This window comes from Candidatus Zixiibacteriota bacterium (assembly GCA_034003725.1).
Classification (GTDB): domain Bacteria; phylum Zixibacteria; class MSB-5A5; order GN15; family FEB-12; genus WJMS01.
The window spans coordinates 1-18585 of sequence record JAVEYB010000021.1; the positions used below are offsets into that span (position 1 = coordinate 1).

Sequence of the window (18585 nt, forward strand, 5' to 3'; positions counted from 1 at the left end):
GGACCAAGGTCACGGGCACGTGGATCTTGCGTTTGGGGGTTGGTTCGCCGTGACCCAGGTCACGGGCACGAGGATCTTGTGCTTGGGAGGTTGGTTCGCCGTGACCAAGGTCACGGGCACGTGGATCTTGTGCTTGGGAGGTTGGTTCGCCGTGACCAAGGTCACGGGCACGAGGATCTTGTGCTTGGGAGGTTGGTTCACCGTGATCAAGGTCACGGGCACGAGGATCTTGTGTTTGGGGGGTTGGTTCGCCGTGACCAAGGTCACGGGCACGAGGATCTTGTGTTTGGGGGTTGGTTCGCCGTGACCAAGGTCACGGGCACGTGCCCACCTGAAAGGTGGGGCACCCGGCCCTGTCGAAGGTACAGCAACACTCCGACCTCACGACTCTGGATCAAACATGAACACTCGAAGCTCCTGATCACAGCGACACGCTCTTGCGATCCGTGCGGCCCATTCGATGGCCTCCTTTCTTGAAGGCAGCTCAAGTACAGTGAATCCACCATTGAGCGGAGGCGCCCACGGGTAGCCGCCGTCAGCGACTGAGCCATTGGCCGACACCAGAACGGGCAGTACTGTTTCATCTATGCCACCGCCGAAAACGTAGACGCCCGCTTCCTTCGCCTCGCGTATCACCGCATGAGAGTCTCGAACCACTGCCTCCCACTCGCTGTCGGGTACATTCATTGCAGCACTGGGGAATGATATCAGATACTTTGCCACGATCCTATTTCTCCAACAGTCACAAATGTGTCACCCATGTCACCGGTCTAACGTGTTACCCATCTCGCCGGTTTATAGCCGAGAAATCCCACCCGGGACGCCCGCCCGCCGAGGCGGGGGTGGGCGACTCAGTATGTTGTGAAACGCTCACAGGTCGTCCGCCAAGCCCACGTGAAAGGTGGGGCACCCGGCACGAGGGCGTACACGACGCACGTTGTCGTCCACAGGCGGGTTGAGACCTCTTAGAACTTTGCCCAGCGGGGGACGCGGGGGAAGGGGATGACGTCGCGGATGTTCCCCATGCCGGAGATGTACATCAGCGACCGCTCGAAGCCGAGGCCGAATCCGGCGTGCGGCACCGAGCCCCAGCGACGAATGTCCAGATACCAGTCGTAGTTTTCGAGCGTGCCGATTTTTTTTGAAACGATACGGTCGGTGAGGACATCGAGTCGCTCCTCGCGCTGAGAGCCGCCGATGATTTCGCCGACTCCCGGAACGAGTACGTCCATCGCCGCGACCGTCTTGCCGTCATCGTTGAGGCGCATATAAAACGCTTTGATCTCGTCGGGATAGTTGTAGACGATCACGGGTTTCTTGAATGTCTTTTCGGTCAGGAAGCGTTCGTGCTCGGACTGGAGGTCGGCGCCCCAGTGGACGGGGAACTCGAAGGGTTCTTTTGCTTTCTCGAGAATCCGCACGGCTTCGGTATAGCTGATTCGTTCGAACTTCGAGGAGACGACGTTTTCCAGTCGCTTGCGCAGTTCTTCGTCTTTGGCGACCCAGGTATCGAAGAATTCCATGTCATCGGCGCATTCATCGAGGGCGAACCGGAAGAGGTTTTTGAGGAAATCCTCGGCGAGGTCCATGTTGTCGTCGAGTTCGGCCCAGGCCATCTCCGGCTCGATCATCCAGAATTCCGAGGCGTGCCGGGAGGTGTTGGAGTTCTCAGCGCGGAAGGTCGGCCCGAACGTGTAGATGTCGCCGAGTGCGGTGGCGAGCAGTTCGCCTTCGAGCTGTCCGGACACCGTGAGATATGCTTCGGATCCGAAGAAATCGGCATCCCAGTTGACTTCGCCGTCGATCCGGGGCACGTTGGCGAGGTCGTGGGTGGTGACGCGGAACAGGTTGCCGGCGCCTTCACAGTCTGAGGCGGAGATAATCGGGGTGTGGATGTAGTAAAAGCCGCGCTCCTGATAGTATTTGTGAATGGCGTACGCCATTTTTGAGCGGAGGCGGTTGATGGCTCCAAAGGTATTGGTGCGCGGGCGCAGGTGGGCGATTTCGCGCAGGAACTCGAAGCTGTGCCGTTTTTTCTGGAGCGGGTAGGTATCGTCGGTGGCTCCGACGAGCTGGAGTTCGGAGACAGCGATTTCGTATTTCTGGCCTTTGCCTTCGGAGTTTTTCAGGCGGCCTTTCATGCGGACGGCGGCGCCGGTTGTCAGCTTGTCGAGGACCGCGAAAGCGGAGGGGTCGTTGATGACGCCCTGGATGTTTTTGATGCAGGAGCCGTCGTTAACTTCGACAAATGCGACGTTTTTGCTGACGCGTACCGTTCGAATCCAGCCGAGGATGATGACCTCGGAATCGACCGGGACGGCGTCCTCGACGATTATACGGGCGATTTTCGTACGTGTCTTGTAGTCCATGATATGCTCCTGCGGGAATGTATTTTCTGCGTCACCGGGTGACGGTAAAGGCCTAAAAATAGCAGGAATTGCGCCAATGGCAAGGTTAAGAATGGGTTAAAGCGGTTCGGTTCGAAAAAAAACCGAGGGCCGGGTGAAACCTTGTTTTCTGGGGTCCGTATAAGCAAGTGACTGACCGAGACACAATAGCCTAAGTCAATCACATCTCAGTTCCCAACCTATCATTGGCCGCCGGGCCCCACAACCCGGCGGCTCCTCTTTTGTGGTCCAGGCGGCCGGGTTAGTCCTGACTCTCTTCGACAAAGCCGGCGTAGCGTTTGAGCAGGCGTTCGGAATCCTCGGGGGAGTGCGATTCGGCCATGATGTTAAACGAGGCGTGGGAGCGATCCGGGGCGATGAGGACCCAGCCGCCGTTTTCGAAGACGCGGACGCCGTCGATCAGTTCCCGTCGCTTGTCCTGAGTCGAGGTGATCAGCTTGCGCATGACCGTGCCTTTTTTTGACCAGGGGCAGGGTACGGAGCCGCTTCGGCGGTGGAAGCGGTCGTATTTTTCGCGGAGATCGGCGAGGCTGAGGCGAGTGCGGGCCATCAGTTCGAGGATCTTGGAGGTTGCGAACAAGGCATCGGCGCCCATCTGGAATCCGGGGAAGATGAAACCGCCGCGAGTTCCGCCGACGAAGCCGACCTGGCCGGCTCGCCGGACTTCCATCATGGCGCGGTGGTCGGAGCCGACCCGGACCACTTCGGTGCCGTATTCGGCGGCGATTTCTTCGACCCCCATCGAGGCGCCGACAGGGACGGCGATCCTTGCGGGTTTCATGGCCGTGACGAAGAGGTCGGTGACGATCAGCAGCAGCAGCTGGTTATCGAGGGGGGCGCCGGTTTCGTCGACGACGGTCAGTTTTTCGGCGGCCGAGTTATAGATGACACCGAAGTCGGCGCGGATAGACGACACGATAGCGGACAGTTGCACGAGCGCCTGAGTGCGGTCGGCGGACGTACTGGAGAACTTGCGGGGATTGAGGTTGGCGTTGAGTTCCGTGGCCGAAACGCCGAGGACGGAGAAGAGGTCCGGGAACAGCAGTGACGACGGTCCGTTGGAGTGGTCGACGACGATTTTGAAGCCGGCGCGCCTGATCAGGTCGACATCGAGTTCGGCGAGGAAGTCCTGTCGGTAGTTGAGGAGCACTCCCTGGGGGCGTTCGAGGTGGCCGATTTTGTCGAGGGAGGCGCGTTCGTAATCTTCGCCGAAGTAGTTGCGTTCGATTTTTTTGAGTTTGTTGGTGGGCATATCGAGCCCGGAGCCGTCGAACAGAATAAAGTCTATCAAGCGATAGTCGAGCGGGTTGTGGCGCACGTAGATGCCGGCGGTGTAGTGGCCCTGGGAGAGTCCGTAGCGGACGATCGGTACCGGCATGGCTTCGAGGTCGGCCACATGGACACCGGACGCGAGGATGCCGGAGAGCAGGGAGCGGCGGAGCAGTCGCGACAAGTCCGAGGCATCGCGGCTGGTGACGACAGAGGATCCGAGGCCGAGGGAGGCGCCGAGGGCCGCGCCGAGGCGCACCGCCATTTCCGGTGTGACTTCGGTGAGGGCCAGTCCGGTGAGCTTGGAGTCGGTGAAGAGTTCGCGGTTCCACTTGTCTCCCCAGATAAGGGAGCTGGAGACGATGGCGCCGTCGTCGACCGTTTTGCCGGGCCAGATTTTGCAGTTGGCTTTGATGACGGCCTTGTCGCCGATGACGCAGTTGTCCGACACGATGACTTTTTCGGCGAGTCGGGCCTGATTGCCGACTTTCGAGCGGTTGCAGACGATAGCGTCGGTGGCGGTCACTTCGGCCCCGATCAGGTTGTCCGCCCAGATGATGGTATCGCTGAGCTGGGTGTCGCGGCCGATACGGGTGCGATCGCCGATGACGGAGTTGGCTATTTGCGAGCCGTGTTCGATATAGACGTCGTCGCCGAGCACCACGGCGCCGGCGAAATGAACGGAGTCCTCGATACGCACGTTGGCGCCCTTAAACACGCGGGCGTTGTTCTGGTCATCCACGGGGACTTTGAGATCGAGCGACAGCAGACCATCAAACATATCGCGGTGGGCGAGGCGGTATTCACCGACATTGCCGACATCTTTCCAGTAGCCGTCCATGATCTTACCGTAAAGTCCCATCCCCCGGGACAACATGAGCGGGTAGAGGTTCTGAGAGAAGTCGAAGTTGACGTTCACGGGGATGTGGGCAATCGCGGTCGGTTCCAGGATGTAGATGCCGGTGTTGATGGTGTCGGAGAAGGCTTCGCCCCATGAGGGCTTTTCGAGAAAGCGGACGATGCGTCCGTCGGCGCTGGTGATCACGATGCCGTAGGCGAGCGGGTTTTCGATATGAGTGAGCAGGATGGTAGCCTCGGCGCGTTTTTCGTGGTGCCAGGCGAGGGCCTCGCTCAAGTCGAAGTCGGTGATGAGATCGCCGGAGATGACGAGGACGCGCTCGGAGCAGTCGCCGAGCGCATAGCGCACGGCGCCCGCCGTGCCGTAGTCGGCGTCGGGCAGGCAGTAGTCCATGGTGACGCCAAATGACGAACCATCGCCGAAATAGTTTCTAATCTCCTCGGGCTGGAAGTAGAGCAGCGAGGTGATGTTGGTGATGCCGTGTTTCGCGAGCAGCGAAACGACGTGCTCCATGATCGGGATGTTGCCGATCGGAACCATCGGTTTCGGCAGGTTTATCGTGAGCGGTCGCAGCCGGGTGCCAAATCCGCCGGCCATGAGTATCGCTTTCACAGGTCCTCCAGAGCGTTACATCGGGAACAGGGAGCGCGTGACACACTCCCGTGTGACGTCATGAAACGTATCAAACGAAGTATACGGAATATTATGTCGGTCGCAATATCGAGCGAGGTCTTTTTTGGCGAAGAGCAAGTCACTGTGGGGCAAGGCGTCCACGTCGGACAGGCCGTCGCCGACAAATATGACCGTAATCGGACCGTTTTGTCTCTGACGGTACTCGGCGATTCGTTCGCCTTTGCATACACCGCCGCCGGTGTTGTGCGGGTCGGGATACGGGAATTCGAGGCGGAGGCCGCTGTCGATGAGGGTCGCGTGATTGCAGATACGCGGAAGATGACCGACCCCGTGTTTGCTCAGCAGGAAATCAATGTACAAGTCAAGACCGTCGGAAAGGATGTACAGGGGTATGCCGTTTTGCTCGGCGCGCCGGGTGAATTCGGTGAAACCGGGATTGAGGTCAAAGTCGTCGAGGAAGGCATACACGTCGTCGGGCTTACCGTGAAACCATGTGGCTTCCTGCCGCAGGCAGTCGCGCGTGGAGAGGCTCCCGGATTTCCAGTCCGCCACCAGCGTATCGCACTGTCCGTCGGTGAACCGTCGGAAGAGGTGATAGCCGATGTCGCGGCGGGCAACGGTACCGTCGAAATCGCAGAAGATCACGTGACTCTGGACGTTCATCGATGCACCAGCTCCCCGATGATGGGCGCGCTGATCAGCAGGATGAGCATATAGCATAACAGCCATAGGCGATAGAGCCGGGCCCGCCGGAACTGCTCGGCGACCATCAGGAGTCGTGCAAAGGTACCGGCGATGATTGCAATCAGTCCGATCTGTCCGGTCGGGGGGAGATTCGGGGGGTAGATTCCGATCCGGGTGAGGACCGCGCCGATGAGAAACCAGATGATTATGGCGATGACCAGGGCGGTTTGTGATCGCGCCAGCAGGGGGATATTGAATTTCTGACCGCTTACATGATTGTCCATAGCGGCATCCAACCCAGTTTGTATGCAAGGTACAGGAGCATGATGGAGAACGCGGCGCGAACCGCGAGCGGCCGGGCGCGGGTGCCAAACGACGCGCCAAGGCGGCCTCCCAGCACGATACCGACGACGACGGGGGCTATGGCCTGCAGCGCAATCTGTCCCCTCGTCAGGTAGACCGCGAGTGCGGCTGCGGCGGAGAAGCCGACGGAAAACAACGCCGTTCCCCGAGCCGTACCCATCGGAAGGACGGTCATCAGGTAGAGCAGCGGGATCAGCAGTTCGGCGCCGCCGAGGCCGACGAGCCCGGAGAGGGTCCCAATCAGCAGGGTGAACGGGATAGACAAAAGAATGGCGCGACGGCGGTTGACGGCGAAGTCGAGACGTGCGGTTTCCTGCCGTCCCCGCAGGAGCGTGATCGCGGTGTACACGAGGGTCAATGCGAAGATTATCCTGATCACATCGGGCGAAACGATTGCGGAGAGCGTGGACCCGGCGATGTTGCCCATGACCATAAAGACGGATACGACGACCACGAGTTCGAAGTCGACCATGCCCATGCGGAGGTATGGCGTGGAGGAGGCCACGGAGTTGACGGCGACCCCGGCCAGGGAAACCGGTACGGCGGTCTTGATATCGAGACCGGTCACGAGCGTCAGGTACGGTACAAGGATGGTGCCGCCGCCGACGCCCAGATATCCGCCGACAAGTCCGGCCGTCGCTCCGCCGACAAACAGCAGCAGCTCATCGATCACGGCCGGTTCTCCATCAGCAGGCGGGAGGCGGAGGCGATATCAAGTCTTTCGCGGACGATGACGTCCCGGTACATCCGGTACGATCCGAATCGGCGTTCAAAGGCGATCTGTTTGAGGCGCGATGCGATGTAGCTTCGGTAGACATCAAACGCGCGGCCGTCTTCAGCCGCCGAGATATCGTGCAGACGTGCGGCGGCGGCGAGAACGTCGGGCCGGCTGTTTTCGAGCTGCGCGATGTCAATCATCACCTGCACGGCTTCAGTTCGATCGGACCGATAGACAAACCCCCGCTCGTCGGCGAATTGTCGGAACCGGTCGAGCCAGGTTTGATCGAGTGCGAAGGATTCGGGGTGGTCGATGATGTCGTCTTCATGGGCGTGCGCGAATTCCTGCAACAGCAGCGACTGTTCGAGCGCGCGCGGAAAGTCGCGGCGATCGACGAAATCAAGCGGGATATCCGGTGCGAGGCCGTGACCGGTGTCGTGCAGCGAGGTATCAAATTCGTTGAGGTAGACGCCGCCTTCGAGGTAGTATCGCGAGATGGTCAGGCGAAGGCCGCTGCCGTCGCTGAAGCGAGTGAACCCCTGCACGAGTCCTTTGCCGAAGGTGGTGTCGCCGGCGAGTTGCGCGCGGCCGAGCTGGCGAAGGGCGCCGGCGACGATTTCGGCCGACGACGCGGTGCCCTTGTCGACGAGAACGACCAGCGGCAATCCACCCGTTATATCCGGGCCGCTTGAATGATGGCGTTCTTCTTCCCATCGGGAGCGGGCGTCGGTGCCGACGATGAGCTTTCCCGGATCGAGGAAGAGGCTCGCGGTTCGGTACGCCTCGCTGAAGAGGCCGCCGGGGTTGTCGCGGAGGTCGAGGATGATACCCGGCGGGTCGGGTTTGCGTTCGAGCAGGGAATCCAGGGCGGCCTCGAGATCATCGGAGGCGCCGGCCTGGAAATCAAGCAGACGAATGTAGACGATGCTGTCGGGTGTGAACCCCGCAAACGGGATGTGCAGCAGATCGATCTTCTCACGGGTGATTTTCACGGAAACAGTGTCATCGCCGGACGGTCGCACGACATCGACGACGACAGCGGTCCCGTCGCCGCCCCGGAGCAGTTCCGAGGATTCGTCGGCGCTCATTCCGGCGAGGCGGAAGCTGTCGGCGCGAATGATGATATCGCCGCTGAGCAGTCCCACTCGTGCGGCCGGCCCGCCCTCCCGGACGGACATGATGAGCAGGCCGCTTTCATGCGGGACGACCGTGACGCCGATGCCGCCGTAACTGCCGGTGAACTCCTCATTCATGCGGTTGAACAGGTCACGTTCGATGTATCCGCTGTAGCGATCGAGGCGGGAGAGCATTTCCCGTCGGCCGGCATCGATCATCGACCGCCAGTCGAACGGTTCGGCGTAGTTGTCGCGGATAATGACGGCGGCGACGGCCATGGCGTTGGCCTGTTTGAGCGACGGTGCGGAGAGGACATAGACGCCCATGCCGCCCGCAAGGACGACAATCAGCAGGAGCAGGACGCCTGCCAGCAGGAGGTCCCGGCGCGAAAGCAGGTTCGATTCGGTCATTTGGGTCCCAGCAGCCGGTCGAGGACGCGGACGACGGACCGGAAGGTGTGATCGACCGTTCCCCGCGCGTCGATCAGTTTCACTCGTTGGGGTTCGGTCCGCGCGATCTCGCGGAACCCGCGGGCGACGCGGCGGAAGAAGGCGAGCGACTGGGATTCCAGCCGGTCGGGATTTTTGCCGCGTCGGGTGAGCGCGACGGTGAGCGGCAGGTCGAAGACGAAGGTCAGATCGGGGTGCAGGCTGCCGACCGCTACCGTATGAAGACGTTTCACCATATCGAGGTCGAGTTTGCGGCCATAGCCCTGGTAGGCGGTGGTGCTGTCGTAGAAGCGGTCGCACAGGACAATCGTACCGCGTTCCATGAGGGGGCGTATTTGCTTGTCGACGATTTCCGCGCGGGCGGCCTCGTAGAGCAGCAGTTCGGTCAGGTCGCTGATCTCCAGGGTGGGGTCGAGCAGGATGCGACGGATCTTTTCGCTTACTTTGGTGGAGCCCGGTTCGCGCAGGACGGCGATATCGAAGCCGCGCTTTTTCAGGTGGGACGCGCTTCGCGTGAGCTGGGTGGATTTACCGGAACCGTCGATTCCCTCGAACGTAATCAGCCGGCCGCGTGTGCGTTTCGGCGCCATAGGTTATCCGTATCGGGCGAAGGTTGACGAAAAAAACCGGCGATGTCGCCATCGCCGGTTTCAAGCTACAGGTTCGGCTTCCGGAGCGAAACTACTTTTTCTTTTTCACCACACGTTTCGGGGTGGTCTTTTTGACCGCGGCGGCCTTGTCCGGTTTTGAGACGGCCGGCTTGCCGGGTTTTTGTGATTTCGCTGCGGCGCGGACGCGACCGGGCCGGGCCGATTCGGCTTTCCAGCCGTATTTTGCGATGAATTCTTCGGTCAGCTGACGGGCCTCGGCGTCGGTGTACTGGACGGGCGGCGACTTCTTGAAGTAGGACGAGGGTTCGATCAGCGCGCCCGACAGGCTGTTGTCGAGGCCGAGCTTGCAGCAGCGCACGGCATCGATGACGACGCCTGCGGAGTTCGGGCTGTCCCAGACCTCGAGTTTCATTTCGACATTCAGCGGCACGTTGCCGAACGTGGTGCCTTCCATCCGGATGTAGGCCCATTTGCGGTCGTCGAGCCACTGGACGTAGTCGGACGGTCCGATGTGGACGGTGCCGGGAGGCATCTCGTAGTTGAGCTGGCTGGTAACCGCGTTGGTTTTGGAGATCTTTTTCGATTCGAGGCGCGAGCGCTCCAGCATGTTGAGGAAGTCGGTATTGCCGCCGACGTTGAGCTGGCTGGTGCGTTCGAGCTTGACGCCGCGTTCGAGGAAGAGGCGGGTGAACACGCGGTGGGCGATGGTGGCGCCGACCTGGCTTTTGATGTCGTCGCCGATCACCGGCAGGCCGCGTTCTTTGAAGCGCTTCTGCCAGTACGGTTCGCGGGCGATAAACACGGGGATGCAATTGACGAATCCGCACCCGGCGTCGAGAATCTGCTCGACGTACCACTTGGTGGCTTCTTCCGAGCCCACGGGAAGGTAGTTAACGACGACATCGGTCCTGGTCTCTTTGAGCAGTTTCACGATGTCGACGGTGTCGCCCGGGGCTTTTTCGATAATCTGCGAGAGGTAGTAGCCGAGACCGTCGTGGGTCATGCCGCGCATGACCGGGATGCCCAATTTGGGGACATCGCAGAACTTGTAGGTGTTGTTGGGCCGGGTGTAGATAGCTTCGGCGAGGTCTTTTCCGACCTTGTTTTTGTCGATATCGATGGCGGCGGAGAACTCGATATCGCTGATTCGATAGCCGCCGAGGTTGACGTGCATCAAGCCCGGAATCTGCTCGTCGTCCTTGGCCTTTTTATAGAACTCGACACCCTGCACCAGGGACGAGGCGCAGTTGCCGACGCCGATGATGGCGACTCTGACTTTCGGCATGGAGCATCCTTTCTGATCTATGGATCCAGTCGTGATCCGGTCGTTGGATTGGCTGCGGGAAGGTATTGCCGGGTATCGGAGGCGGTCAACGAGTATTTGAATTGTGTTTGCGTTTATATATCTATGGTATATATACTATGACCGATTGGTCATAACCGGTTGGCGACTCGGTGTGATTGATCCGTCATGCTGTGGCTGAAACGGCGGGGTGTCGTTAGGTTAGCCCACCTGCCGCTGCTGCCACGGCGGGAGCTTTAGGTGGGCCACAAGAACCATTGGAGCCAGTGGTATGCTCAACGAAAACCTGATCGCACAGCTTGTCAGCGCGGGGGTGGTCACGGACACGTTTCGGCGGCTGCCGCCGGACAAAAAGGAGATGATTTACCGCCGGGGCATTGCGCTGTTCGGCACGTACGGGTATGACGGGCTCGCGGTTGACCGAATTTGTCGCACGTGTGCGGTGTCCAAGGGTTCGTTCTTTCAGTATTTCCCGTCGAAGGCTCATCTGCTGGAATTCTGCCTTTTGACGTTTGACGACGATCTTGCGACGTGGATCGCCGATATCCGTCGGCAGGAGAAAGCGGCACTGGCGCGAGACCGGATTCGCTATCTGTACCACGAGATTGTGGTCAACAGCAAGCTGCACCGCGCGGAGCAGACGTTTTACCTGTTCGCGACACGGGGACTGAACCACGCGGGGGTGACGATCGAGGGGATCGATCTGGAGCGGCACTTCCGGGAGTATATCGCGGAGATTATTCTTCGGGGGGAATTGACGGGGGAGATACGGGGGGATTTCGATATTGAGCAGACGGCCTACCTGGTATCGGTGATGGTGGACGGGATCGTGGCGCGGCGGTTTTCGAGCACGGCGCCGGTCGGGATCGGGGTGGGGGAGTATTTGATATCGTTTTTATTCGACGGGATCAAGGCGTGAGGGGTGGGTTGACGGAAGCGTGCTGTCAGGCGGGGTCGCCTGACAGCACGCATTACAATCACACGCCCTTGGCGGCGCGGAAGCGTTTGGTGACGGCGGGCCAGTTGACGACGTTCCACCAGTTCGACACGTATTCGGCGCGGCGGTTCTGGTATTTCAGATAGTACGCGTGCTCCCAGACATCGATGCCCATGATCGGGGTTGATCCCCACATGGCGAGTTTGTGCTGGTTTTCGGCCTGTGCGATGACGAGGCGGTCGTCCATGGGTCGGTAGTGGACCAGGCCCCAGCCGGAGCCCTCGACCGCGCCGGCAGCCGCGCTAAACTGGGCTTTGAAGTTATCGAAATTGCCGAAGTCCTTGGAGATATACTGCATGAGGATTCCGGCGGGCTGGCCGCCGCCGCCGTTTTGGGCGGGGGCCATGATTTCCCAGAACATGCTGTGCAGGTAGTGGCCGCCGTAGTTGAAGGAGAGTTTTTTCGACCAGTGCTCGATCATTGCGTAGTCGTTTTTCTCGCGCGCATCGGCGAGCGCTTTCTCCGCGGCCTTGAGGCCGTTGACGTATCCCTGGTGATGTTTGCCATGGTGGATTTCCATCGTGGCGGCGTCGATATGCGGTTCGAGCGCGTCGTACGCGTACGGCAGCGCGGGCAGTTCGATCGGGGGGGTGACGCCGGAGTCCTGGGCGGAGGCCGGTGCGGCCATCATGAACGGTGTACCGGCGAGTCCGCCGGCGAGGGCAGTCATGCCGGCGGTTTTCATGAAGCTTCGTCGAGAGCGTTCCATTCGTTCGTCTCCTGCCTGTAAAGTAGGCTGTTAATGTCTACATTTGCGTATAGAGGGTAGAACGTGCGGAAGGGGGGGAGGGTTCCGGGGGGGGTGGGGCCGCGGCGGGGAGTTTTGCGAGATAGGTACGGTGATGACTGCATCTTACGATCGCGAACCCACGCGAGACGCGTGGGCTACTCATCTGTAATGTCTTGGTCGCGGAGGCATTGACGCTCAGCCGGTCGGTGTGCAGAGAGCAACAATCTAGTGCAGACTGAAGCCCAATCCTTTCAGCAACCAGCGGCTGGTCTGTTTCTCTAACGATGCGGTACGCCCCTTGAAACCTCGAAGATCACCGAATGGTTTGAACCCCGCCACTTTCTCCAGATGGAAGTTCATTAAGGAAGCGTAGTCCAGAACATCGTGGAGAGCTTCACGGATTTCCGACGGCTCGACCAGTTTCCCATGAAGGACTCTATCACGGGTCTTCTCCGCGCTTTTGATCGTCTTTGCGATGGCATCCGGTAATGGTGCGGAGAAGACATTTGCAAACAACTCGAGGAAACTTTGTCGTGTGAGATACTGGGCTTCAATGGCTTTCCTCGCCACGGCTTGATCTGCCCGATGCAGTTTGACTACACCGCAATAGAGGATGGTGTTTTGTGCCATTTCAGTTCGGAAGAACATGTAGGCGAGGCAGACGTCGAGTTTGAATTTGCTGATCAGATCGGGGAACTGGTCAAAGTAGCCCCGAACGCCCACAGAACACGACTTGTACTTCCTTTCGAGAGCCATGATTGAGGGCGCGTTTTTCGACTTTTTAGCAGCTTCTGGCATGACTACAATCTCCTGCTTTGTAATATAAATGAACCGGTATAATCTCAACCTCCCCCCGATAGGAGATTGGGATGTCGCTTGGCTTTCCCCAGGTGCCAATCGAAAGTGTGAAGGAGAAGATACGCGAATCAGCAGGATTCGTCAATCATTTTGAATGCAAATGGCGGTTTCGAAGACGGGACCGCCCAACGGGACCAGCATCCGACGGGGTTGTCCGACGACGAAACGTCAATCATTCTCCGCGAGAGATACCCTCGTTCATGAGAAGATAGATTCCCGTTTGCACGGGAATGACACGCCTGCGGCGTGTCCGGTCGGGCTGCGAACAGCCTCGGCCCATGACGGTGTCGGGTAAGTTTGCGAGTATGTCGGTGGCGGGTTCGGGAAAGGAGGCAGCTTAGGGAGTCACCCACTCCAGAGGAGTGGGCTACTCGAATCAGTGCGACGTATATGCGATACCCGAGCTTACAGTGGCGGTTTCGAAGACGGAACCGCCCTACGGGTCCGGCGGGTTCGGGGACGGAACCGCCCTATCTTTTGGATTCGTTTTCTTTCAGGCGGGCTCTGACGATTTTCTTCACCAGCGATGCGGGGAGCGGTTTGTCGAGCGTGAAGTGAATGGTGGTCCCGGAGATTTTGTAGCCGGCAAGTTCGGTTTTGAACTGCTCGATTGTCGTTTTGCTGGTCACGACGAAGCTGCAGTACTTCTCGTTCGCCAGAAAATGCACGAGCATGCCGTGGTATTTGTAAGTCGGGATGCGATAACTGATGAGTTCTTCGGCTTCCGGCGCGGCGGCTTTGATAGTGTCGCGGAGTTTCTCGAGCATGGTGCAGGTGTCGGGCGGGAGGGCGGCGAGGTACTGGTCGACATCATGGGCGATTTGTTCTTTTGCCATGAAGATGGTCTCCTGTCATTGGATGTGACGTGAACTGGTTCGCCCGGTAGATATGGATACGTCACGAAACGAGATGTGTGCAATCACATAGTTTGGGGCAGGTGATGGTGCCGGGAGTGGAGCGGGGGGTAGCGCGGCGCACGGGGAGGTACGCCACGCACGAGTTTGAAAGGGGAGGTAGCGCGGCGTACGGGGAGGTACGGCACGCAGGAGATCGGCATTGGTGGATTCCCCGTCGCGGCGGGGAATGACAAGGAAGGTTCCCGCGGCGCACGGGGAGGTACGCCACGCACGAGTTTGAAAGGGGAGGGAGCGCGGCGCACGGGGACGTACGCCACGCACGAGTTTGAAAGGGGAGGTAGCGCGGCGCACGGGGAGGTACGGCACGCACGGAGGAGTGGCACGTCTGAGGACAGACATGTCCTACACTAGTGAAACGCACAGGCCCGGTCCGAAACCCGCCCGGGATGGGGCGGGCGACTCGATTACGCGTTCACCGTTACGGAGACTTTGAAGTCGATCATGTCGAGCAGGGTCGCCTGGCGGGTGCGGATGGCGGATTCGGTCATGGGGAAGTCCGGGCCGACGTGTTCGATCATGATCGATGACGTGCACGAGGCGAAACAGCCGGCGCGCCGCACATCGCCGCCCGTCCGAAGATACTCGAAGGTGAATCCGGCCATGTAGGTGTCGCCCGCGCCGGTGGCATCGACGAGGTCGATTTCGTAGGGCGGGATATCGATAAACGTTTTTCCGTCGAAAATCACGGAGCCGAGTTCGGCGAGGGTGACGACTACGATTTTCGGTCCCCATGACTTGATGATTCGGGCGGCTTCGTAGGGATCCTTGCGGCAGTCGATGCCGGTGAGGACTTTACCTTCGAGTTCGTTCGGTTTGACAACGTCAAACAACGCCAGCACGTCCTCGATACAATCGGGCTTCTCATGATAGATGCGGCCCTCGGAGTCGACCCCGCGTAACAGTCCCTGCGGGTCGCAGAAAAAGAGACCATCAAAATTGAGGCGGATTTCGCGGATCAGGTCGAACGACACTTCCTTGAGGATCGGTCCGATCAGCACGGCGTCGGAAGCGGCGTACAACGACGGGTCGATGTCGCCGATAGGCGCGGCTTTGCCCAGGAGATCCAGCGTGCGGTTGCCATAGTTGTCGTAGTACACCAGCGAGAAGCCGCCGGTTTGTTCCGAGGGAGTGACATGGTGCGCGATGCCGAAGCGTTCGAGATCGGCCAGAAAGCGCGAGCGGAAGTCATCGCCGACCGAGCCGATGAGGCGCGTCCGAGCGCCCATTTTGGAGAGCGCGAGGACCGCGTTGGTGGAGCATCCCGACAACACGCGACCATCGGTCTCGATTCTCTGGGTCTTGATGTAGTCGTAGACGGGGTTGCCGATAGCAGTGATCACGATAAAGTCTCGTTGTTAGGGATAGTTCTGTTGTATGGAGCGGTCGGGCGATTCCGCCTGACCGTATCCGAAGAAAGAAGGGTACGTCCGAAGGCAGACGTACCCTGGTGCTTGATCTGCACATGATCGGTATCTATGACGGCCACTATTGGACATGTTGTGATGCCAGTGTCTTCTACACACTCTTGCGGTTGCCGAGGACTCTTTTGGTGTAGACCAGTCGCTGAATGGCGGTGATGAACGAGGTGACGCCGACCACGATGAGGGCGAACTCGAGCCAGCCGCCTTTGGGCCAGGTGCCCATGGGCAGCCAGATCTCGGTCAATGCTCCGCCGATAATCAGGATGAACTTTTCCAGTCGTCCCATGATGCCGACCGCGCAGTTTTCGATTTTGCCCATCGATTCGGCGGCAGCGCGGGTGTACGAGGCGATCAGCATGCCAAACAGGGCGAACAGGCCCCACCCGGGATGTACGGCGCCGGACATGGTGATGCCCGCAAGGATGAAGAACTCGCCGTAGCGGTCGAAGACGTGGTCGAGGATGCCGCCGAACACGGTGCCGAGATTGCCCGCACGCGCCGTGGATCCATCGAGCATGTCGGTAAACGCGGTGGCGATCATCCACACGACGCCCATAAGCATATTGTCTTTCCAGAAATAGACGCCGGCGACGATCGCGCACCCGAGCGAGACGAAGGTCAGGAAGTTTGGTTTGAGTCCGAGCCGGAGACAGACCCGTCCGAGTCCGAGGAAGGTATCCTCGTACCATTGCCGTTTGCGCTGGTTGATGGTCGGCGCGGCTTTATGATCATTGGTGATGGACACGGCGCCAATATACAGGCCGCCCCAATCAGCGTCAATCGAAACAGCGGGCTTTTTTCGATTGCGGCACAGCATGATATGGGGATTGACTTCACCGTGCCGGACGTGGATATTGTGATCATGTTTGTCGACTACGTCGAGATTGAGGTCGCGTCGGGGCGCGGCGGACACGGGTGTATATCGTTTCACACGGAGAAGTACGTTCCCAAGGGCGGTCCGGACGGGGGCGAGGGTGGTCGGGGCGGCGATATTATCGCGGTGGCAGACCCCAATCTTTCGACGCTTCTGGATTTTCGATATCGCCGGAAATACGAAGCCGAGAACGGTCAGCCGGGGCAGGGCAATCTGAAAACCGGACGATCGGGTGAGCACACCCGCATCCGTATCCCGGTGGGGACGCTGATACGTGATCTTGGCAGCGGTGAGTTGCTGGCTGACCTCGATACGCCGGGGCAGGAGGTGGTGCTCGCGGTGGGCGGCAAGGGGGGACACGGAAACTCGTTTTACAAGTCTCCGACCAACCAGACGCCGCGCAAGGCACAGGATGGATTTCCGGGGCAGCGCCGGTCGCTATCGCTTGAGCTGAAGCTGCTGGCGGATGTCGGGTTGGTGGGGCTTCCGAATGCCGGCAAGTCGACGATCCTGGCGGCGTTTTCGGCGGCGCGGCCCAAGATCGCGGATTACCCGTTTACGACGCTGATTCCGAATCTCGGTATCGTGCGACTTCGCGAGTACAAGTCGTGCGTGATGGCGGATATCCCCGGTCTGATCGAAGGGGCGTCGCAGGGTAAGGGTCTGGGCCTGCAGTTTCTCAAGCACATTCAGCGTACGCGTCTGCTGATTTACGTGATCGACGTAAACGACGTCGATCTGGATGCGACGCGTCGCACGCTGCAGAACGAGCTGGACGAATTCGATCCTACACTTACCAAGCGGCCGTCGCTGACCGTAATCACCAAAATCGACACGGTTTCGGAAAGTGATCTCGATGCGATTTCATCGGAGCACGAACCGGAGTATCTCTATATCTCGGCGGTGGCCGGGTTGAATCGAGAGGCGTTTTTACAGGCGATAGAGCGGGAACTTGACCGACAGCGAACGTGACAGTCGATTAGCCGATATTATCACCCTCCTGTCAGTGCCGGGGGTGGGGCGGGGACGGTACTGGAAGCTCCTGAAGCATTTTGGTTCGGTCCTCGGGGTGTTGTCCGCGCCGTTGGCGGCGCTGGAGGCGGTGCCGGGAATCGGGCGCGCGGTAGGATCGGCGATCAAGCACGAAGCGGACCGTGGCGCGGCGGAACGGCACGTTGCACGCGTTGACGAGCTGGGCTGGCAGGTGTTGTTTTCGGGGGAGGATTCGTATCCGGCGTCGCTGGAGGAGATTCCGGATCGTCCGCCGGTGTTATTTGCGTTGGGGACGCTTCCATCGCGCGACGAGAAAATGATCGCACTGGTCGGTACGCGGCATGCGACCGAGCCGGGGCGTCGGTTTGCGTTGAAGCTGGCATCGGATCTGGCTGGTGCGGGGGTGACGGTGGTGTCCGGCATGGCTGAGGGGATCGACACGGCCGCGCACGCGGGCGCGCTGGATGCGGGAGGGCGCACGGTGGCCGTGTGGGGGACATCGCTGGATATCATTTACCCGCCGGGCAATCGTGCGCTGGCCGAGCGGATAATCGAGCACGGGGCAGTGTTTTCGGAGTATCTTCCGGGGCAGGGGCCCGACAAGACTACGTTTCCGGACCGCAACAGGATCATTTCGGGATTGTCGGACGGAGTCGTGGTGGTGGAGGCGGGTCGCAAGTCCGGGGCGTTGATCACGGCGGAGCTGGCGCTTCAGCAGGGGCGGGAGTTGTTTGCCGTGCCGGGGGCGCCGAGCGCGGAGCGGTCGGTTGGGGCCAATGCGCTCTTGAAAAAAGGGGCGCGAATGGTTACATCAGTAGAGGACATATTCGAAGAGTTGCCCCGGCTTCGCGGTGAGGTGGCGGCCCGACGGTTCCGTGCGACGGCCGATGTCACGGAGACGGAACAGCGGTTGATCGATGTGCTGGCTGACGGGCCCCGGCAAATTGATGTGCTGGCGCATGAGGTTGCACTTCCGGTTTCGGAGCTTCTTGAGTATCTTCTGGCGTTGGAGATGAAAGGGATCGTGCAGGAGTTGTCAGGAAAACGTTACGTCCTCTGCGAATAACCGCTATGGTCAAGAAAACAACCCGGATTGTCAACAAGCTTGGTCTTCACGCGCGACCATCGGCAATGCTCGTCACGACGGCCGGAAGATTCCAGTCGGAAGTTCATTTCACGAAAGACGGTTTGCGGGTGAACGGCAAATCGATTATGGGTGTGATGATGCTGGCGGCGGAGAAAGGCTCTGAAGTGACGGTGGAGGCGGAGGGGCCCGACGAGGAGCAGGCGGTGGACGCGCTGATCAACGTCATCGAATCCGGTTTCAACGAAATGGGCTGACCACATTCCGCTTGCCTGTCCTTCCCCTCGGGGGGTATACT

Annotated in this window: 18 protein-coding genes; 4 read left to right on the top strand and 14 right to left on the bottom strand. The window is 59.8% G+C overall.

Annotated features, from left to right (window positions below):
- Positions 1–381: 381 nt before the first annotated feature.
- The 9 genes from RBT76_15280 to RBT76_15320 form a co-directional block, all read right to left on the bottom strand.
- On the bottom strand, positions 382–723 hold the full coding sequence (locus tag RBT76_15280) for a transcription initiation protein (GenBank protein MDX9859146.1): 342 nt from the start codon (positions 721–723) through the stop codon (positions 382–384).
- A 242-nt stretch (positions 724–965) separates the two neighbouring features.
- Positions 966–2369 (bottom strand): asparagine--tRNA ligase, encoded by a 1404-nt coding sequence (asnS, locus tag RBT76_15285; GenBank protein MDX9859147.1) that lies wholly within the window; start codon positions 2367–2369, stop codon positions 966–968.
- Between the two features lie 280 nt (positions 2370–2649).
- Positions 2650–5148 (bottom strand): sugar phosphate nucleotidyltransferase, encoded by a 2499-nt coding sequence (locus RBT76_15290; protein MDX9859148.1) that lies wholly within the window; start codon positions 5146–5148, stop codon positions 2650–2652.
- Between the two features lie 15 nt (positions 5149–5163).
- Positions 5164–5832 (bottom strand): MtnX-like HAD-IB family phosphatase, encoded by a 669-nt coding sequence (locus RBT76_15295; GenBank protein ID MDX9859149.1) that lies wholly within the window; start codon positions 5830–5832, stop codon positions 5164–5166.
- On the bottom strand, positions 5829–6137 hold the full coding sequence (locus tag RBT76_15300; protein ID MDX9859150.1) for a hypothetical protein: 309 nt from the start codon (positions 6135–6137) through the stop codon (positions 5829–5831). Before RBT76_15300 ends, RBT76_15295 begins: the two co-directional genes overlap by 4 nt.
- Positions 6122–6889, bottom strand: a complete 768-nt coding sequence (locus RBT76_15305) for a sulfite exporter TauE/SafE family protein (GenBank protein ID MDX9859151.1) — start codon at positions 6887–6889, stop codon at positions 6122–6124. The genes RBT76_15300 and RBT76_15305 overlap by 16 nt, the downstream gene beginning before the upstream one ends.
- Complete coding sequence (locus tag RBT76_15310) at positions 6886–8460, bottom strand: S41 family peptidase (GenBank protein MDX9859152.1); 1575 nt, start codon at positions 8458–8460, stop codon at positions 6886–6888. Before RBT76_15310 ends, RBT76_15305 begins: the two co-directional genes overlap by 4 nt.
- Positions 8457–9089: a dTMP kinase gene (tmk, locus tag RBT76_15315; protein ID MDX9859153.1), complete on the bottom strand. Its 633-nt coding sequence runs from the start codon at positions 9087–9089 to the stop codon at positions 8457–8459. Before tmk ends, RBT76_15310 begins: the two co-directional genes overlap by 4 nt.
- Positions 9090–9180: 91 nt before the next feature.
- The gene (locus tag RBT76_15320) at positions 9181–10395 is read right to left on the bottom strand and encodes an inositol-3-phosphate synthase (GenBank protein ID MDX9859154.1); all 1215 of its coding nucleotides are present in this window, start codon (positions 10393–10395) and stop codon (positions 9181–9183) included.
- Between the two features lie 289 nt (positions 10396–10684).
- On the opposite strand from RBT76_15320, the gene RBT76_15325 reads away from it, so the two are divergent.
- On the top strand, positions 10685–11332 hold the full coding sequence (locus RBT76_15325) for a TetR/AcrR family transcriptional regulator (GenBank protein ID MDX9859155.1): 648 nt from the start codon (positions 10685–10687) through the stop codon (positions 11330–11332).
- A gap of 58 nt (positions 11333–11390) precedes the next feature.
- Here RBT76_15325 and RBT76_15330 read toward each other — a convergent pair whose 3' ends face one another.
- The 5 genes from RBT76_15330 to RBT76_15350 form a co-directional block, all read right to left on the bottom strand.
- On the bottom strand, positions 11391–12119 hold the full coding sequence (locus tag RBT76_15330; GenBank protein ID MDX9859156.1) for a Fe-Mn family superoxide dismutase: 729 nt from the start codon (positions 12117–12119) through the stop codon (positions 11391–11393).
- 246 nt (positions 12120–12365) lie between these two features.
- Positions 12366–12938 (bottom strand): hypothetical protein, encoded by a 573-nt coding sequence (locus RBT76_15335; protein MDX9859157.1) that lies wholly within the window; start codon positions 12936–12938, stop codon positions 12366–12368.
- A gap of 530 nt (positions 12939–13468) precedes the next feature.
- Positions 13469–13834: a DUF1801 domain-containing protein gene (locus RBT76_15340; protein ID MDX9859158.1), complete on the bottom strand. Its 366-nt coding sequence runs from the start codon at positions 13832–13834 to the stop codon at positions 13469–13471.
- Between the two features lie 485 nt (positions 13835–14319).
- A complete protein-coding gene (locus RBT76_15345) occupies positions 14320–15255 on the bottom strand; it encodes a PfkB family carbohydrate kinase (GenBank protein ID MDX9859159.1) in 936 nt (311 codons plus the stop codon).
- A 175-nt stretch (positions 15256–15430) separates the two neighbouring features.
- Positions 15431–16081, bottom strand: a complete 651-nt coding sequence (locus tag RBT76_15350; GenBank protein ID MDX9859160.1) for a CDP-alcohol phosphatidyltransferase family protein — start codon at positions 16079–16081, stop codon at positions 15431–15433.
- On the opposite strand from RBT76_15350, the gene obgE reads away from it, so the two are divergent.
- Genes obgE through RBT76_15365 form a run of 3 tightly spaced genes read left to right on the top strand, consistent with a single transcriptional unit; the run spans position 16061 to position 18544 of the window.
- Complete coding sequence (gene obgE, locus RBT76_15355; GenBank protein ID MDX9859161.1) at positions 16061–17182, top strand: GTPase ObgE; 1122 nt, start codon at positions 16061–16063, stop codon at positions 17180–17182. The two genes, RBT76_15350 and obgE, sit on opposite strands and share 21 nt — an antisense overlap.
- A complete protein-coding gene (dprA, locus tag RBT76_15360) occupies positions 17163–18269 on the top strand; it encodes a DNA-processing protein DprA (GenBank protein ID MDX9859162.1) in 1107 nt (368 codons plus the stop codon). The genes obgE and dprA overlap by 20 nt, the downstream gene beginning before the upstream one ends.
- 5 nt (positions 18270–18274) lie before the next feature.
- A complete protein-coding gene (locus tag RBT76_15365) occupies positions 18275–18544 on the top strand; it encodes an HPr family phosphocarrier protein (protein ID MDX9859163.1) in 270 nt (89 codons plus the stop codon).
- Positions 18545–18585: the final 41 nt, after the last annotated feature.

What these genes read in the sequence shown, in the direction of transcription:
- RBT76_15310 (MDX9859152.1), bottom strand. Translation starts at nt 8,460, where the DNA reads ATGACCGAATCGAACCTGCTTTCGCGCCGGGACCTCCTGCTGGCAGGC.
- RBT76_15330 (MDX9859156.1), bottom strand. Translation starts at nt 12,119, where the DNA reads ATGGAACGCTCTCGACGAAGCTTCATGAAAACCGCCGGCATGACTGCC.
- RBT76_15325 (MDX9859155.1), top strand. Translation starts at nt 10,685, where the DNA reads ATGCTCAACGAAAACCTGATCGCACAGCTTGTCAGCGCGGGGGTGGTC.
- asnS (MDX9859147.1), bottom strand. Translation starts at nt 2,369, where the DNA reads ATGGACTACAAGACACGTACGAAAATCGCCCGTATAATCGTCGAGGAC.
- RBT76_15320 (MDX9859154.1), bottom strand. Translation starts at nt 10,395, where the DNA reads ATGCCGAAAGTCAGAGTCGCCATCATCGGCGTCGGCAACTGCGCCTCG.
- RBT76_15340 (MDX9859158.1), bottom strand. Translation starts at nt 13,834, where the DNA reads ATGGCAAAAGAACAAATCGCCCATGATGTCGACCAGTACCTCGCCGCC.
- RBT76_15300 (MDX9859150.1), bottom strand. Translation starts at nt 6,137, where the DNA reads ATGGACAATCATGTAAGCGGTCAGAAATTCAATATCCCCCTGCTGGCG.
- RBT76_15335 (MDX9859157.1), bottom strand. Translation starts at nt 12,938, where the DNA reads ATGCCAGAAGCTGCTAAAAAGTCGAAAAACGCGCCCTCAATCATGGCT.
- tmk (MDX9859153.1), bottom strand. Translation starts at nt 9,089, where the DNA reads ATGGCGCCGAAACGCACACGCGGCCGGCTGATTACGTTCGAGGGAATC.
- RBT76_15365 (MDX9859163.1), top strand. Translation starts at nt 18,275, where the DNA reads ATGGTCAAGAAAACAACCCGGATTGTCAACAAGCTTGGTCTTCACGCG.
- obgE (MDX9859161.1), top strand. Translation starts at nt 16,061, where the DNA reads ATGATCATTGGTGATGGACACGGCGCCAATATACAGGCCGCCCCAATC.
- RBT76_15295 (MDX9859149.1), bottom strand. Translation starts at nt 5,832, where the DNA reads ATGAACGTCCAGAGTCACGTGATCTTCTGCGATTTCGACGGTACCGTT.